The organism is Rodentibacter myodis, from assembly GCF_001999305.1.
GTDB classification, from domain to species: Bacteria; Pseudomonadota; Gammaproteobacteria; order Enterobacterales; family Pasteurellaceae; genus Rodentibacter; species Rodentibacter myodis.
Map to the genome: position 1 here is coordinate 1 of NZ_MLHQ01000015.1, position 16501 is coordinate 16501.

Consider the following 16501-nt stretch of genomic DNA (forward strand, 5'->3'; position numbering starts at 1 on the left):
GTGCATTATTACGTGGTACTAAACGTGAAGAAATCGAACGTGGTCAAGTATTAGCGAAACCGGGTTCAATCACGCCACACACTGATTTTGAATCAGAAGTTTACGTATTATCAAAAGATGAAGGTGGTCGTCACACCCCATTCTTCAAAGGTTACCGTCCACAATTCTATTTCCGTACAACAGACGTAACCGGTACAATCGAATTACCGGAAGGCGTGGAAATGGTAATGCCGGGTGATAACATCAAAATGACAGTAAGCCTCATCCACCCAATCGCGATGGACCAAGGTTTACGTTTCGCTATCCGTGAAGGCGGTCGCACAGTAGGTGCGGGCGTGGTAGCAAAAATCATCAAATAATTGATTTGATGAATTGAAATCAAAGTAAGAAGGCAGATCGAAAGATCTGCCTTTTGTTTTTTAATAAACAATGATCATTTGAGCTTTCTTTATCAAAGAAGTGCGGTCATTTTCTTTTTTATTTTTGATATGATACAGAAAAATTTTGGAGGATTATTCTATGCGAAAACAACCTTTCCGTGCTGTTGTTTCTGATCTTGATGGTACCTTGTTGAATGCTAATCACGTTGTAGGTGATTTTACTATTGATATTTTAAATCGTTTGGAGCAACAAGGCGTTGATCTCATTCTTGCGACAGGGCGAAATCATACGGATGTTTCTTCTATTTTAGGAAAAATTGGTGCTGAACGTGCGGTAATGATTACCTCAAATGGTGCAAGAGTAAGAGATTTAGAGGGCAATCTTATTTATAGCAATAGTTTACCGGAAGATATTGTATTGGCACTTTATAAAACACCTTTTGATAACAGTCGTATTTGTTTAAATGCTTATCAAGATGAAGGTTGGTTTATTAATACGGATGTACCGGAACTCAAAGCATATCATCAAGATTCTCATTTTATGTATGAAGTGGTTAATTTCTCCCAACACCACGCACGAGCTGTTGAAAAAATTTTCTTTATCGGAAAAACACCCGAAGATTTAGTTGAGGTTGAGCATTATTTACGCGAGCATTTTGGTGATGTAGTAAACATTGTTTATTCCGGATTAAGTTGCTTAGAAGTGATGAATAAAAATGTTTCTAAGGGTGAAGCATTAAAGTATGTACTGGCACAGAGGGACTACAATCTAGAAGATTGTATCGCCTTTGGTGATGGAATGAATGATGTGGAGATGCTAAAAAGTGTAGGGAAAGGGTGCATTATGGGAAATGCCGATATTCGTCTAAAACAGGCTTGCCCTTCACTTGAGCAAATCGGTTTAAATAAAGATGAAGCGGTGGCGCAATATCTTAAAAATATGTTTGAAATAAAATAATGTGGCAATCATTGTTATCTGTAAGTTGTGGGGCAGCACTGGGCGCCTTGTCGAGATGGGGATTAGGTTTATGGCTTAATTCTCTTTTTTCTTATTTGGCTTTTGGCACATTACTGGCTAATTTAGTTGGCTGTTTTTTGATGGGAATAATGATTGCCATATTTTGGCAATATCCTCAAATGAATACGCTATGGAAGTTATTTATTGTCACCGGATTTTTGAGCGCATTTACTACCTTTTCCTCTTTTTCTGCCGAAGTGATTGAATATTTTATGTCGGATAAATGGCTAAAGGGTATTTTGATTATTTTTTCCCATTTGTTTGGTGGTTTGCTTTGTACAACCTTGGGGATTTTTATAGGACGAATATTAGTTAAAAATCTTCTTCAGGAGCAGAACCGATAAAGTCAGAGAATTCCTCGCTGTAAAAGCCGTGGGAAAGCATATATTGCCAAATTTTTTGCTTATTTTTGGGCATTTGCTTTTCGGCATAGTTGGGGAATTTTTTTCTTAATGTCGCAAAAGCAAGGGATGACCAATCAATATCAGATTCATAAAAAGCCTCTTCAACCACATCATTGGTTACTCCTTTTAGCTGACGAAGCTCTTGTTTAATTCTATTTACCCCATATCCTCGCTGAGATCGTGCATTGATATAATTCTCGGCAAAACGTTTATCATTTTGCCAATTTTTTTGTTGGCAATATGTCAATACGTACTCAATTTCTTCCTCAGAAAATGCTTTTTCCTGCATTTTATTTCGGAGTTCAAATTCACTGTATTCTCTGCGGGCAAGTAACTTGACCACATAGCCTAAAACAAGTGAAGACATTGTTTTTCCCCATAAAAAGTGCGGTTAAAATTTGAAGAAAAATTTAACCGCACTTGATTATTAATTTATTCGTCTTCTGAAGATTCTTCTTCGACTTGTTCAATATCTGCCATTAATGATTGCTCAGGATTAGCAACCAACTCGGCACGAAGTCTGGTTTCTAATTCTGCCGCTTTCTCGGTATGTTCATTTAACCATTTCATTGCATTGGCTTTACCTTGACCAATTTTTTCACCATTGTAAGCATACCAAGCACCCGATTTATCCACAAGTTTATGTTTTACACCCAATTCAATTAACTCGCCTGCTTTGGAAATACCTTCACCATAAAGGATTTGGAAATCTACCTGACGGAATGGAGCAGCAAGTTTATTTTTTACGACTTTTACTTTTGTTTCATTACCAATGATTTCCTCGCCATCTTTTACAGAGCCCGTACGGCGAATATCTAAACGCACAGAAGAGTAAAATTTGAGCGCGTTACCACCGGTTGTGGTTTCCGGATTGCCAAACATTACACCGATTTTCATACGAATTTGGTTGATGAAAATCACCAAACAATTCGCACTTTTAATTTGACCGGTTAATTTACGCAATGCTTGAGACATTAAACGTGCTTGTAACCCCATATGCGAATCACCCATATCGCCTTCAATTTCCGCTTTTGGCGTAAGGGCTGCAACGGAGTCCACAATCACCACATCGACAGCACCAGAGCGAACAAGTGCATCACAAATTTCAAGCGCTTGTTCACCGTTATCCGGTTGAGAAACTAATAATTCTTTTACATCTACGCCAAGTTTTGCGGCATAAATAGGATCAAGTGCGTGTTCGGCATCAATAAATGCACAGGTTTTGCCTGCTTTTTGGGCTTGCGCGATAACAGATAAAGTGAGTGTGGTTTTACCGGAAGACTCGGGCCCAAAGATCTCAACGATACGTCCCATTGGCAAACCGCCGATCCCTAATGCCACATCAAGTCCGATTGAGCCGGTTGAGATCGATTCAACATCAAGTGCTTTGGTATCCCCTAATTTCATAATAGAGCCTTTACCAAATTGTTTTTCGATTTGTCCTAATGCTGCGGCAAGCGCTTTTTGTTTTTCTTCTTGAGTAGCCATTTTTTAACCTTTTATGTTATCAAATTTGTGTAGATTGTATCTGTATTGATATACAGTATCAAGTGAATTTTTGATCTTTATGATAAAAATGTGAGTCAGCTCGTAGAATCAGGAAGAAAATGCTAAAAATTAGGGACGTTATCCCTTTCTGGTCAGAATAAAGCAAACGGTATATTCTCGATTCTAATAGTTTTTCGTGATTTAACAGGATTTTCCTATCATTAAAGGACAAGCCAGTTTATGACAATCTACATTTTTATGTCCTTCAATTAAATGTAAGGCAGCCTGTTCTCCCATTGCGTAATGAGGTAATTCTACGGTTGTGAGCGGCGGTATAAATAAATGAGCGATCCCTATCGTATTATCATATCCCGTTACTGCAATATCTTCAGGAATACGGTAGCCGTGGCTTAATAGTAATTGGTATGCTACAAAAGCGATTCGGTCGTTTCCACAAACAATCACATCATAATCGAGCTTTTTTGGTTGTTGTAGCATTTCGAGTAGTGGTTTGGCACCTTCAAAATAATCTTCCCCGTCTTCTTGCATAAAGTAGTTATCGATTTTTACACTCTCTTTTGGCGCTTGAGAAAAAAACGCTTTTTCAAAGCCTTCTTTTCGTGCTTTTGTAGCAATGTAATTATGTGGAATATGCAGAAATAATGGTTTTTTATAACCCTTTTCAGCCAATAATTTTCCAATTTCATATTGTCCTTGAAAATCATCGGGAATATAGCTTGCCACCGGTAAATCATTGGTCACACAATTTGCCAAAGCAATGGGAAACTGGCGTAATTTTTCAGGAATTTTCACCCTCTTTAACCCATTACGGGCAATAATAATCGCATTCGGGCGATGAGATACAAGCTGTTCAACCGCTTGCTCCATTTCTATTTCATCGTTTTCAAAAGCATTAATAACATAAGAATGCCAACCAAATTTGCGAACCGTCCTTTCTATACCTAATAAAATCTCAACAGAAAAAGGTGTTGTTGCCGTACCAAGAGACAACACGCCAATCGTTTTTCCCGCTACACCGCGAATATTTTGTGCGGCAAAATTTGGTACATAACCGAGTTGATCAATGGCTTGTTTTACTGTTTGATAGGTTTTTTCGGATAATTTGTTGGGATTATTAATTGCTCGCGATACCGTCATCATTGAGACACCGGCTAAGTCCGCAACATCTTTAAGTGATACCATAAACCTTTCCCTCCTTTTTTATTTCTAGAAAGTTTTTTGATTTATTATCCATTTATTTAATTTAGATCATACGCTGTTTTTACTGAATTATTAGCGTTAACTGCAAAATCGTTCTCTATTTTTATTAACTTTAAATGTTAACGTTAAAATCTGTGATTAACATCACAAATTAGCCAAATTTAATTTGTTAAAATAAATGTTATCGTTAACATTAAGAGGGAATACTTTTAGGGAGTAAAAAATGGAAACGAATAATACAACGCAAAGTTATTACTTAACGAATAGAAACTACTGGATCTTCGGTGGTTATTTCTTCGCGTTCTTTTTTATTATGGCAACTTGCTATCCTTTTCTTGGTATTTGGCTTGGCGATATAAATGGACTATCAGGCGAAGATGCAGGTATGGTATTTGCAATGATGTCATTTTTTGCACTTTGTTTTCAGCCCGTATTTGGGTATGTTTCAGATAAACTGGGCGTGCGAAAACACTTACTTTGGATTTTGGCCATTACGCTCGTTTTTTATGCCCCCTTCTTCATTTATGTCTTCGCACCATTGCTTAAAATCAATATTTGGCTTGGTGCTATTGCCGGTGGTGTTTATATAGGCTTTGTATTTCAAGCCGGAGCACCTGCCTCAGAAGCCTACATCGAACGTATTAGCCGTTGCAGCCGATTTGAATATGGTCGGGCAAGAATGTTTGGAATGTTTGGTTGGGCGATTTGTGCTTCTATTGCGGGTAATCTTTATGGTTCTAATCCCGATTATGTGTTTTGGCTTGGCTCGGCTGCCGCCGTGATATTGCTTTTGTTGGTCTTTCTTGCCAAGCCAACAGAAAGTTCAACGGCAAAAGTGGTTGAGCAACTGGTTAATACTAAAAATCCCGTCACATTACGACAAGCCTTTATCATCTTTAAGCGTCCGAAATTTTGGGCTTTATTGGCTTATGTGGTAGGGGTTGCCTGCATTTATGATATTTTTGACCAACAATTTGGTAACTTTTTTAACCGCTTTTTTGATTCTAACGCCGAAGGCATTAAGATGTTCGGCTATGTTACCACTGCCGGCGAAATGCTTAATGCGTTGATAATGTTCTTCGTGCCGCTTATTATCAACCGAATCGGCGCAAAAAATGCGTTATTAATTGCAGGGGCAATTATGAGTATCCGCATTATAGGTTCGTCTTTCGCCACCGAGGCTTGGCACGTTGTGGTGCTTAAAACGTTGCATATGTTTGAAGTGCCGTTCTATCTTGTCGGTGTGTTCAAATATATTGCCAACACCTTTGAGCTACATTTTTCCGCCACGATTTATCTTGTCGCCTGCCACTTTACCAAACAAATCGGCAATATGATTGTGTCGCCAATCGTCGGAGCAGGCTATGATTTATATGGTTTTCAACACACCTATTTTATTTTAGGTTGTATCGCCGTGGCATTTACCCTGATTTCCGCCTTCACATTAACGGGGAAAATGCCCCTTAATGAACGCTATCAATTACAGAAACGCAACGCTCGCTCACACTAACTCAAGAAGGAATAACCATTATGATTTTACCGCAATATTTTGAAAATCCTGATATTTTACAGGTCAACCGCCAACCGCATCACGCTTATTTTATTCCCTTTAGCCCTGAGCAAGAACCAAATCAACTTGCACGAAAAACCTCACTATTTTTCACCGCACTTTCGGGGGCAAACTGGGATTTTAGTTATTATGATAGCGTACAATATTTACCTGAAACCTTTTTAACCGATCCACTAAAAACCCAAATTCCCGTTCCGTCTAACTGGCAAAATCACGGCTTTGATCAACATCATTACACCAATATCAACTATCCTTTCCCCTTTGATCCCCCTTTTGTGCCAAAAGAAAATCCTTGTGGGCATTATCGGCGTGAATTTAATTTCAGTCCAAAATCAGATAAACGCTATTTATTGAATTTTGAAGGGGTGGATAGCTGTCTATTTGTCTATGTGAATCAACAATTTGTAGGCTATGGGCAAATCAGCCATAGCACCAATGAATTTGAGATTACCAACTATCTTTTAGCAGGAAAAAACCAGCTAGATGTCGTGGTACTAAAATGGTGCAATGGCAGTTATTTAGAAGATCAAGACAAATTCCGTATGTCAGGGATTTTCCGCGATGTTTATCTATTAGAACGGGAACCTAACTATTTACAAGATTTCTTTATCAAAACCGCATTAAATGCGGATTTCAGCCAAGTAGAACTGAAAGTGGAAACACAATTTTCACAGCAAAATCAAGAAATTGAATTTGTACTTTATCATCCACAGGGGAATGAAATCACCCGACAAAGTGCGGTCAATTTTTCCCTTAATTTAATTCAACCCATTTTATGGAATGCCGAAAATCCGCAGCTTTATCGTTTAACGATGCGAACAGGCGATGAAATGATTGAGCAAAAAATCGGCTTCCGCAAAATTTATGTAGAAAATGCCGTATTAAAAATTAACGGTCAACCGATTAAATTTAAAGGGGTCAATCGGCACGATAGTGATCCCAAAACAGGTTATGCCATTTCGCCTGAACAAGCCTTGGTCGATCTTAAGCTAATGAAACAGCACAATATCAATGCAGTTCGCACCGCCCATTATCCTAACGCCCCTTGGTTTAGTGAGCTATGCGATTTATACGGTTTCTATTTGATTTCAGAAAGTGATATTGAAAGTCACGGGGCGGCAATGCAGTATGTTGAGCAGCCTGAGCAGAGCATTTTCCTCAATGAAAAACGGATCAATCAAGATGAAATCATTCGTCAACAAACCATTAATAACTTCTGTTATTTTGCCCGCGCACCTGAGTATAAAGCTGCGATTTTAGACCGCACTTTTGCCAATGTGGAACGGGATAAAAATCGCACGTCAGTCATCATTTGGTCGCTGGGTAATGAAAGCGGCTACGGCGAAAATTTTGAAGCTGCCGCCGCTTGGATTAAACAGCGTGATACCAGCCGTTTGGTGCATTATGAAAGCTCAATTTATCAACATCAAGCTTACAAGAATGACCTCAACAATCTTGATTTTTACAGTGAAATGTATGCACCCACCCAATCCTTAGATAACTACGAGCAAAGCTCGGCAGCAAAACCCTATGTGCTGTGTGAATATTCCCACGCGATGGGCAATTCTAACGGTGATGCAGAAGATTATTGGCAAGCCTTTGAACGGAATGAAAAATCCTGCGGTGGCTTTGTTTGGGAATGGTGCGATCACGCGCCTTACTTGCCTGACGGCTCGGGGGGGGTAGGCTATGGCGGCGATTTTGGTGATACGCCAAATGATGGTAATTTCTGTATGGATGGATTAGTTTCGCAAGATCGCATACCACACAGTAATTTGTTGGAATTAAAAAATGTCAATCGCCCTGTACGTGCGACATGGGTTAATCATCAAGTACAAATTAAAAACTACTGGGATTTTACCGATCTTAAAGACAATCTTCATATTCAATATGCCTTTGTGGCGAATGGTAAAACGATTGAAAAAGGCGAATTAGCCATTTCTTGCCCACCGCAACACACTGCTGTTTTACCTCTCAGTATTCCGCCTTATCAGGGAAAATTTTTAACCTTAGATTTACATTATATCAGCACAAAACCAAGTGATTTATTGCCAAAAGATCACGATTTTGGCTTTGATCAGATTGTGATTTATGGGCAAGATTTGGTTCGTCCAGTAAAACCTCAGCCAAATTTAACCGCACTTTCTGACTTTAACATAGAAGAAACGGATGAGCGTTTATGCTTAACTAATGAGCAATTCCAATTTATGTTGGATAAAAACAAAGGGATATTGGCGGAAATTCATAAAAATGGGCAGGCGATAATCCAGCAACCACTAGACTTCAATGTATGGCGTGCGCCAACGGATAACGACCGTCTTATTCGGGAATTTTGGCAAAATGCAGGCTATGACAAGGCGTTCAGCCGTGCCTATCAGGTAAGCTGGAAACGCTTAGGGGAGCAAATACAAATTGATGCAGAAATCGGCATAGTCGCTGTGGCAAAAATGCGGATTTTGCAACTTTCCGTACGTTATTTGCTTTCAAAAGCAGGAAAGTTGACAATTCAAGTCAATGCTAAACGCCCCGCTAATTTGCCTTATCTACCACGCTTCGGTTTACGTTTTTTCTTGCGAAAAAACAATAATCAAGCACAGTATTTTGGTTATGGCGAGCAAGAAAGCTACATAGATAAACATCATCTTGCCCGACTGGGGAATTATGCTGCGGATGTGTCAAATTATAAAATGCCTTATGTCAAACCCCAAGAAAACGGCAGCCATTACGGTACGCACTTTGTGGCATTAAAAGATTTAACCGTTACGGCAGATGCGGCATTCAGCTTTAATCTTTGCCCTTATACACAAGAGGAAATGACGGAAAAATCGCATTGTTATGATTTGCAGGAAAGCCCTTCAACGGTACTTTGTGTGGATTATAAAATGAGCGGTATCGGCTCAAATTCCTGTGGGCCAACATTAAAACCGCAATATCGGTTGAACGAAACAGAATTTGATTTTTGTTTTTATGTGCAGTTTTAACTAAATTGAGCAAACGAAAAGTGCGGTTAAATTTGACTGCATTTTTTCGTTATCCCCTTTTCGCTTTTTCCAAAATCGCCTTGTGTTCTTCAATTAAGCTCATAAAAGGTTGGGCGAAGCGTTCGAGTTTTATTGAGCCAACACCGTTAATTTGTAGCATTTCAATGTTGGAACTTGGCATATATTGCGCCATTTCTTGTAAGGTGGCATCGTTGAATACAATGTAAGGGGGAATGTTTTCTTTGTCGGCAATTTGTTTGCGTAAGAAACGTAAACGGGCAAAAAGATCTTTATCATAGCTTGTCAAAGTGCTGCGTTGTGGATTATGGGCGATTTTGCTGATTGCGGAAATACGTGGCATTGCAAGCTCGAGTGTCACTTCACCTTTTAACACGGGTTTTGCACTTTCGGTCAGTTGTAGCGTTGCGTTGAAATCACCGATCACTTGTTGCACAAATCCGAGGTGAATAAGCTGGCGAATCACCGATTGCCAATGTTCTTTGCTTTTCTCTTTGCCAATGCCATATACGCTGAGTTTGTCGTGTTGGCGTTCAATAATTTTTTGATTTTGCATTCCACGTAGCACGGCAATCACATATTGCACGCCAAAACATTGCCCGACACGATAAATGGTGGACATCACTTTTTGTGCATCCACTAAACCGTCATATTTTTTTGGCGGATCAAGGCAAATATCACAGTTATTGCAAGGTGTTTGGCGATGTTCGCCGAAATAATTCAGCAAAACCAAACGGCGGCAGGTTTGACTTTCGGCAAATTCACCAATTGCTTCCAATTTATGTTGTTCAATTTGGCGTTGTGGGCTTTCCGGTTTTTCCAATAAAATTTTTTGTAACCAAGCGTAATCTGCCGGATCATAAAATAATACGGCTTCAGCAGGTAAATCATCACGGCCGGCACGACCGGTTTCTTGATAGTAGGATTCAATGCTACGGGGCAAATCGAAATGCGCCACAAAACGTACGTTAGATTTATTGATCCCCATTCCAAAAGCAATGGTTGCGACAACAATTTGTACGTTATCACGCTGAAAATCCTGTTGCACCCGCTCACGTTGGGCGGTTTCCATTCCGGCGTGATAAGCGGCGGCGGAGATGCCTTTGTTACGCAAACTTTCCGCAATGCGTTCCACTTTGTTACGGCTGTTGCAATAAATAATGCCGCTTTTTCCTTTTTGTGCCAGTGCAAACCGAGTAAGTTGTTCCATCGGTTTGAATTTTTCTTCTAGGGTGTAGCGAATGTTAGGGCGGTCAAAGCTCCCGATATATTGATATAGATTTTGCAGTTTAAGATGAGTGAGAATATCTTGTCGCGTGGCATAATCAGCGGTTGCCGTCAGTGCCATAATCGGAGCATTCGGAAAACTGGCTTTTAAGCCGCCAAGTTGGGTATATTCGGGGCGAAAATCGTGTCCCCATTGGGAAATACAATGGGCTTCATCAATGGCGATAAAACTGACTTGACGATAGGAAATGAGTTGAAAAAAACTGTTGGTCATCACCTTTTCCGGTGACACATAAAGCAGTTTGAGCTGTCCGCCAATCAGTTTATTTTGTACCTGTTGTTGTTGCTCCGGCGTTTGGCTGGAATTGAGAAAATCCGCTTCAATACCATTGGCTTGTAATTGATCCACCTGATCTTTCATCAAGGAAATTAATGGCGAAATCACCAATGTTAATCCCTCAAAGCAGAGGGCAGGAATTTGATAGCAAAGTGATTTACCGTTTCCTGTTGCCATCACCACCAACGTATCCTTCCCCTTCAGTGCAGCGTTGATCACTTCTTCCTGCCCTTTGCGGAAAGATTGATAGCCGAAAACTGAATTTAATACGGAAAGTGCGGTGGATTTTTCCGTTGTTTTTGGGGAAGGCGTGGTCATCTTAGAACTGAACGTTTTCGCCGTGTGCAGCACAGGTTTCGGTTAAGCTATCCCAAAAACGTTTACCATCATTGGAAATCCATTCCCCGTTTTTGAAGGCAAAGTGAAAGCCACCTAATTTGCCTGCCAACCAAAGTTCAAGCAAGGGTTCTTGTTTATTGATCACAATTTGTGAACGATTGTCGAAAGTGATGGTGAATACCGAACCTTGGATTTCGCAATCCGCATCCGCACCTTGTGCGTCTAATTCTTCCTCAATTTTTTGCCAAACTTGTTCGATATTTTGGTGAAATTCTGCAACATTCATCACGTTTTTCCCTGTAAATCTGATAGAATGCGGCAGATTATAAAGCCTTTCACGCCCTAGTGAAAGGCAGTTTTAACAATGAAAGAGATTGAAAAAATGAAAAAATTACTTTCTATTTTAGTATTAAGTGCGATTTGTGCTTTGGCGAGCGGTTGCGGTGTAAAAGGGCCGTTATATTTTCCTGAAAAAGAAAAAACGCAAGAAACGCAATAAATAAAGGATACACAATGAATTTCTTTCAATATCAAAACGACAAACTTTATGCCGAGCAACTGCCGGTGCAACAGCTTGCCGAGCAATTCGGCACCCCGCTTTATATTTATTCCCGTGCAACATTAGAACGCCATTGGCACGCTTTTGATTCGGCATTGGGAAATCATCCTCATTTAATTTGTTTTGCCGTGAAATCCTGCTCCAATATTGGGGTGTTGAGTGTGATGGCAAAATTGGGTTCGGGTTTTGATATTGTATCGCAAGGCGAATTGGAACGTGTGCTTGTGGCAGGCGGCGAGGCTTCAAAAGTCGTATTTTCCGGTGTGGCGAAATCTCGTGAGGAAATTATGCGCGCTTTGGAAGTAGGGATTCGTTGTTTTAATGTGGAATCCATTTCCGAACTCAAACACATCAACCAGATTGCCGCAGAAATGGGCAAAATTGCGCCTATTTCTCTGCGGGTGAATCCGGATGTGGATGCCCATACGCACCCCTATATTTCCACCGGCTTGAAAGAAAATAAATTTGGCATTAGCGTGGAAGAAGCCCGTGATGTTTATAAACTTGCAGCAGGTTTAGCAAATGTGAAAATCACCGGAATGGATTGCCACATTGGTTCACAACTCACAGAATTACAGCCTTTCCTTGATGCGGCGGATCGTTTAATTGTGCTAATGGAACAGCTTAAACAAGACGGTATTGTGTTGGAACATTTAGATTTAGGCGGTGGCTTGGGGGTGACTTATACGGACGAAAATCCGCCACATCCAAGTGAATATGCCAAAGCCTTGCTGGAAAAATTAAAAGATTATAGTGATCTCGAAATTATTCTTGAACCGGGACGGGCAATTTCTGCCAATGCAGGAATTTTGGTGGCGAAAGTGCAATATCTGAAAAGTAATGAAAGCCGCAATTTTGCCATTACCGATACAGGAATGAACGATATGATTCGTCCGGCATTATACGGAGCCTATATGAATATCATTGAAATTGACCGCACTTTAGGGCGTGAAAAAGCGATTTATGATGTCGTTGGGCCGGTATGCGAAACCTCCGATTTCTTGGGCAAACAACGTGAATTGGCGATTGCCGAAGGGGATTATATTGCACAATGTTCTGCCGGTGCGTATGGGGCTAGTATGTCCTCGAATTACAACTCCCGCCCACGCACGGCAGAAGTGTTGGTGGACGGCGATAAAGCCCATTTAATTCGCCGCCGTGAAAGTTTACAGGATCTTTGGGCGTTGGAGTCGGTTGTTTAGGTTTATCCGAACGGGAAAACGCAAAAAAGTGCGGTTGAAAAACACATCAATTTTTAACCGCACTTTTGTTATTCCTGATGTTTAAATTTCAACAAATCACGCCGTTCTTTTTTATTTGGGCGGCGATCAGGGTGAGGCATTGAAAGGGCGTTATTTTTTCTTGCCCAAGCCATTTCTTCCCGTTTTTTCACGCTTTGTTCTGTTTCTCGATAAAGTTGTTGTGCTTCCGGTGCGCCACGGCGTTGATCGCTTAAGGCTAAAATTTCTATTTCTTTTTCTTCATTGCCTTGGCGTAATTTCAGAATCGCCCCGATGTCCACGAGTTTGCTCACTTTGGCGCGTTGTCCGTTGTAATGTACTTTGCCGCCTTCAATCATCGCTTTTGCGATACTGCGGGTTTTATAAAAACGTGCCGCCCAAAGCCATTTATCCAGTCTAACTTCTTTTTCTTCCATTTCAGATCGCTCTTTAGGTAATTTGTGATAAAGTTTGCGCTCATAGTATCACAAAATAAGAGAAGCCTATGTTGTCAAATATTCAAAAATCATTGCCGAAAATTTTATCGATTCGCACCGCAGCAAAATCTCGGTTGTTTGAAATTCAATCGGTGGAATTAGCTTTTTCCAATGGTGAACAACGTACTTATGAACGCTTTAAACCGGGTACACACCAAGCGGTGATGATGATTCCCATTGATGGCGATGAGATGTTGATGATTCGAGAATATGCCGTGGGAACTGAACGTTATGAATTGGGTTTTCCGAAAGGTGGAATGGACGAGGGCGAAACGGCAGAAGAGGCGGCGAACCGTGAATTGAAAGAAGAAATTGGGCTTGGCGCAAAACAAATTCATTTCTTACGCTCGGTGAGTACCAACCCAAGCTATATGCGTAGCACAATGCACATTATGATTGCGGAGGATTTCTACCCTTGTCGGCTTGAAGGGGACGAGCCTGAGCCATTGGAAATCGTGCGTTTTCCCCTATTAAAGATTGATGAACTACTGGCTGATCCGAATTTCAACGAAGCCCGAAATTTAACCGCACTTTATGTGTTAAAGGATTATTTGAGCAATCGCACGTGAGCGGTTGCTCGATAATTCTTTTAATAAAAATGCAATTTATTAAATGTCTTTTAACTAAATCAAAGAAACATTAAACAATTCTTGAGTTTTCCCCGATTTTTTGCGAAGGTAAACGCCTTTTTATTTAACCTAAGGAAAAATTATGCCTCATTCCAATTTAAAAGAACTCACCCTTCGTGGGATTATTCTCGGGGCGTTAATTACGGTGATCTTCACTGCTTCTAACGTCTATTTAGGGTTAAAAGTCGGGATGACTTTTGCCTCATCTATTCCTGCCGCCGTTATTTCTATGGCAGTGCTGAAATTCTTTAAAGATTCCAGTATTTTGGAAAACAATATGGTGCAAACCCAAGCTTCGGCAGCGGGAACACTTTCTTCCGTGATTTTCGTTTTGCCGGGCTTATTAATGATGGGTTACTGGAACGATTTTCCATTTTGGCAAACGATGTTGATTTGTGCCTCCGGCGGTACGTTGGGCGTGTTATTCACCATTCCATTACGCCGTGCGATGGTGGTAAATAGTGACTTACCTTATCCGGAAGGTGTAGCCGCAGCGGAAATTTTGAAAGCCGGTAATAATGAAAACGGCGACAGTGGCGTGAAAGACATTGCTTACGGTGGTGTGTTAGCCGCTTTGGTGGCATTTTTAACAAACGGTTTGCGTGTGATGGCAGATGGTGCGAGCGCGTGGATTCAAAGCGGAAAAGCGGCATTTCAATTGCCGATGGGCTTCTCCTTAGCATTACTCGGCGCGGGCTATTTAATCGGTATCGTGGGCGGTATCGCAATGTTAATCGGCACGGTTTTAACTTGGGGTGTTGCTGTGCCGTTTTTCACTGCTTCGGGCGATATGCCGGCGGATATGAGCCTGATTGATTTTGCAATGACAACGTGGAAAACCAAAGTGCGTTTTATCGGTGTCGGTACGATTGGGATTGCGGCAATTTGGACATTATTGGTGCTAATGAAACCGATGGTGGAAGGAATGGTACATTCGTTCCGTATGTTGAAAGGTGAACACGCCGAATCCGAACATCGCATTGATATTGACCTTTCCCCAAAAACAATGATTTATATTTTGATTGCAACCGTGGCATTGATTGTCATTTCGTTACATCATTTTATTGCGGCCGCCCCAATTTCACCTGAACTTGCTATTTTGTTGGTGGTAGTTTGTACGTTCCTTGCCGTATTTATCGGTTTCTTTGTAGCGGCGGCGTCCGGTTATATGGCAGGATTGGTGGGGTCTTCTTCCAGCCCGATTTCCGGTATCGGGATTATTTCCGTGATTGTGATTTCCCTTGTGTTGGTGTCTATTGGTAATGCAGCCGGTTTATTTGAAACCGCAGAAGGTCAGAAATTTTTGACCGCACTTACGCTCTTTACCGCTTCTATTGTATTAACCACTGCAACCATTTCTAACGATAATCTGCAAGATTTAAAAACCGGTTTATTGGTAGAAGCCACGCCTTGGCGTCAGCAGGTGGCATTGATTATCGGCTGTTTTGTGGGGGCGTTGGTAATTGCACCGGTGTTGGAAATTCTTTATCACGCTTATGGTTTCAGCGGTGCATTACCGCGTGCGGATATGGATCCAAGCCAAGCCCTTTCTGCGCCACAAGCCACTATTATGACCACCATCTCACAAGGTATTTTTTCTAACCAATTAGAATGGACATACATTTTAAGTGGTGTGGGATTAGGTGCGATTTTAATTGTGATTGACGCTTTCTTGAAAAAAATCAGCCGTAACGCTTTCGCTCTTCCTGTGTTGGCAGTCGGGATCGGTATCTATTTACCGCCGTCTATCAATATGCCGGTAACCATTGGCGCATTTTTAGCGTGGTTTATCAATCGCCACATTGCGAAGAAAGGTAATAAAGAAATTTCCGCCAAAGCAGAACGTTTCGGCACATTATTTTCGGCAGGCTTAATCGTTGGCGAAAGTTTAATGGGGGTGATTTTAGCCTTCATCATTGCCGCCTCGGTGACTTCCGGTGGATCTGAAGCCCCTCTTGCTTTAAATCTTGAAAACTGGGGTAGCATTGGTGAAGTGTTAGGTTTAGTGGTCTTTATTCTCGGTATTGCGATTTTCGCCGCCCGTGTATTACGTGCGAAAAAATCTGATTAGTCCCTAAAATTCTCAGTATTATACAGTTAAAAAATCCACCTTCTACGAAGGTGGATTTTTATTATAGCCGGATACTTATTATTAAAGTCTTTCTCAATAATCGATCGAAAAACCTCTCCATAGCACCATTATCAAGGCAGTTACCTTTTTCCGCCATACTTTGTTTCATCCCCTTTTCCTTCAATAAATTTTGATAAGCCTGCATTTGATAAAGTGAAAAAATCGCAAGGAGTATACTCCTTGTTGTTATCTCTTTACAGAGATAACAACTCCTCTTGCTAAACTTTTTTAAGGAATGTTTGAGGGGGAATAAATGGTATTAAAACTTCGTAATTTCAATAGGTTATCATTAATCTTTAGCTTTAGGTAACGCGGTCTATTGCTTCTCTTTTGAGCAAATAGAATTCTATGAACCGGAGTAACAGGATTTAAGATTGTTTGAGTTTACGGATCCTTAGTATCAGGAGAGATTAAGAAAAATATGGGTTTTTCTTTTTCTAAAAATAAGAATACGTGCTTTACTTTCAATTGTTTACGTTATG

15 protein-coding genes are annotated in these 16501 nt (G+C 40.7%); 9 read left to right on the forward strand and 6 right to left on the reverse strand.

Features of this window, described 5'->3' with window-relative positions:
* From BKL49_RS06570 to crcB, 3 genes are all read left to right on the forward strand, one after another.
* A partial coding sequence (locus BKL49_RS06570; RefSeq protein WP_042594721.1) for an EF-Tu C-terminal domain-related protein occupies positions 1-359 on the forward strand: 359 nt, incomplete at its 5' end.
* A 160-nt stretch (positions 360-519) separates the two neighbouring features.
* Entirely contained in the window at positions 520-1338 is an 819-nt protein-coding gene (locus tag BKL49_RS06575; RefSeq protein ID WP_077423816.1) for a Cof-type HAD-IIB family hydrolase, read from the forward strand.
* Positions 1338-1742, forward strand: a complete 405-nt coding sequence (gene crcB / locus BKL49_RS06580) for a fluoride efflux transporter CrcB (protein WP_077423817.1) — start codon at positions 1338-1340, stop codon at positions 1740-1742. Before BKL49_RS06575 ends, crcB begins: the two co-directional genes overlap by 1 nt.
* Here the strand turns inward: crcB and recX are convergent.
* The 3 genes from recX to BKL49_RS06595 all read right to left on the reverse strand — a co-directional run bounded on the left by recX (position 1711) and on the right by BKL49_RS06595 (position 4493).
* Positions 1711-2169 (reverse strand): recombination regulator RecX, encoded by a 459-nt coding sequence (gene recX / locus BKL49_RS06585; protein WP_077423818.1) that lies wholly within the window; start codon positions 2167-2169, stop codon positions 1711-1713. The two genes, crcB and recX, sit on opposite strands and share 32 nt — an antisense overlap.
* A 65-nt stretch (positions 2170-2234) precedes the next feature.
* On the reverse strand, positions 2235-3290 hold the full coding sequence (gene recA / locus BKL49_RS06590; RefSeq protein ID WP_077423819.1) for a recombinase RecA: 1056 nt from the start codon (positions 3288-3290) through the stop codon (positions 2235-2237).
* 201 nt (positions 3291-3491) lie between these two features.
* Positions 3492-4493 (reverse strand): LacI family DNA-binding transcriptional regulator, encoded by a 1002-nt coding sequence (locus BKL49_RS06595; RefSeq protein WP_077423820.1) that lies wholly within the window; start codon positions 4491-4493, stop codon positions 3492-3494.
* A gap of 241 nt (positions 4494-4734) precedes the next feature.
* Between BKL49_RS06595 and BKL49_RS06600 the strand changes: the two genes are divergently transcribed.
* Both BKL49_RS06600 and BKL49_RS06605 read left to right on the forward strand, forming a co-directional pair.
* Complete coding sequence (locus tag BKL49_RS06600) at positions 4735-6021, forward strand: MFS transporter (protein ID WP_077423821.1); 1287 nt, start codon at positions 4735-4737, stop codon at positions 6019-6021.
* Positions 6022-6041: 20 nt separating this feature from the next.
* Positions 6042-9062, forward strand: a complete 3021-nt coding sequence (locus BKL49_RS06605; protein WP_077423822.1) for a glycoside hydrolase family 2 TIM barrel-domain containing protein — start codon at positions 6042-6044, stop codon at positions 9060-9062.
* Between the two features lie 49 nt (positions 9063-9111).
* Here BKL49_RS06605 and recQ read toward each other — a convergent pair whose 3' ends face one another.
* Together recQ and cyaY are read right to left on the reverse strand one after the other, a co-directional pair.
* Positions 9112-10962, reverse strand: coding sequence for a DNA helicase RecQ (gene recQ / locus BKL49_RS06610; protein ID WP_077423823.1), 1851 nt, complete (start codon positions 10960-10962; stop codon positions 9112-9114).
* 1 nt (position 10963) lies between these two features.
* Positions 10964-11269, reverse strand: coding sequence for an iron donor protein CyaY (gene cyaY / locus BKL49_RS06615; RefSeq protein WP_077423824.1), 306 nt, complete (start codon positions 11267-11269; stop codon positions 10964-10966).
* Positions 11270-11365: 96 nt separating this feature from the next.
* On the opposite strand from cyaY, the gene lptM reads away from it, so the two are divergent.
* Together lptM and lysA are read left to right on the forward strand one after the other, a co-directional pair.
* Positions 11366-11482, forward strand: a complete 117-nt coding sequence (lptM, locus tag BKL49_RS06620) for an LPS translocon maturation chaperone LptM (RefSeq protein WP_077423960.1) — start codon at positions 11366-11368, stop codon at positions 11480-11482.
* 14 nt (positions 11483-11496) lie between these two features.
* Entirely contained in the window at positions 11497-12744 is a 1248-nt protein-coding gene (gene lysA, locus BKL49_RS06625) for a diaminopimelate decarboxylase (protein ID WP_077423825.1), read from the forward strand.
* A 68-nt stretch (positions 12745-12812) separates the two neighbouring features.
* Here lysA and hslR read toward each other — a convergent pair whose 3' ends face one another.
* The gene (hslR, locus tag BKL49_RS06630; RefSeq protein WP_077423826.1) at positions 12813-13199 is read right to left on the reverse strand and encodes a ribosome-associated heat shock protein Hsp15; all 387 of its coding nucleotides are present in this window, start codon (positions 13197-13199) and stop codon (positions 12813-12815) included.
* Between the two features lie 68 nt (positions 13200-13267).
* Here hslR and nudE point away from each other — a divergent pair, with 68 nt between their 5' ends.
* Both nudE and BKL49_RS06640 read left to right on the forward strand, forming a co-directional pair.
* Complete coding sequence (gene nudE, locus BKL49_RS06635; RefSeq protein WP_077423827.1) at positions 13268-13828, forward strand: ADP compounds hydrolase NudE; 561 nt, start codon at positions 13268-13270, stop codon at positions 13826-13828.
* A 142-nt stretch (positions 13829-13970) separates the two neighbouring features.
* Positions 13971-15959, forward strand: a complete 1989-nt coding sequence (locus tag BKL49_RS06640) for an OPT family oligopeptide transporter (RefSeq protein ID WP_077423828.1) — start codon at positions 13971-13973, stop codon at positions 15957-15959.
* Positions 15960-16501: the final 542 nt, after the last annotated feature.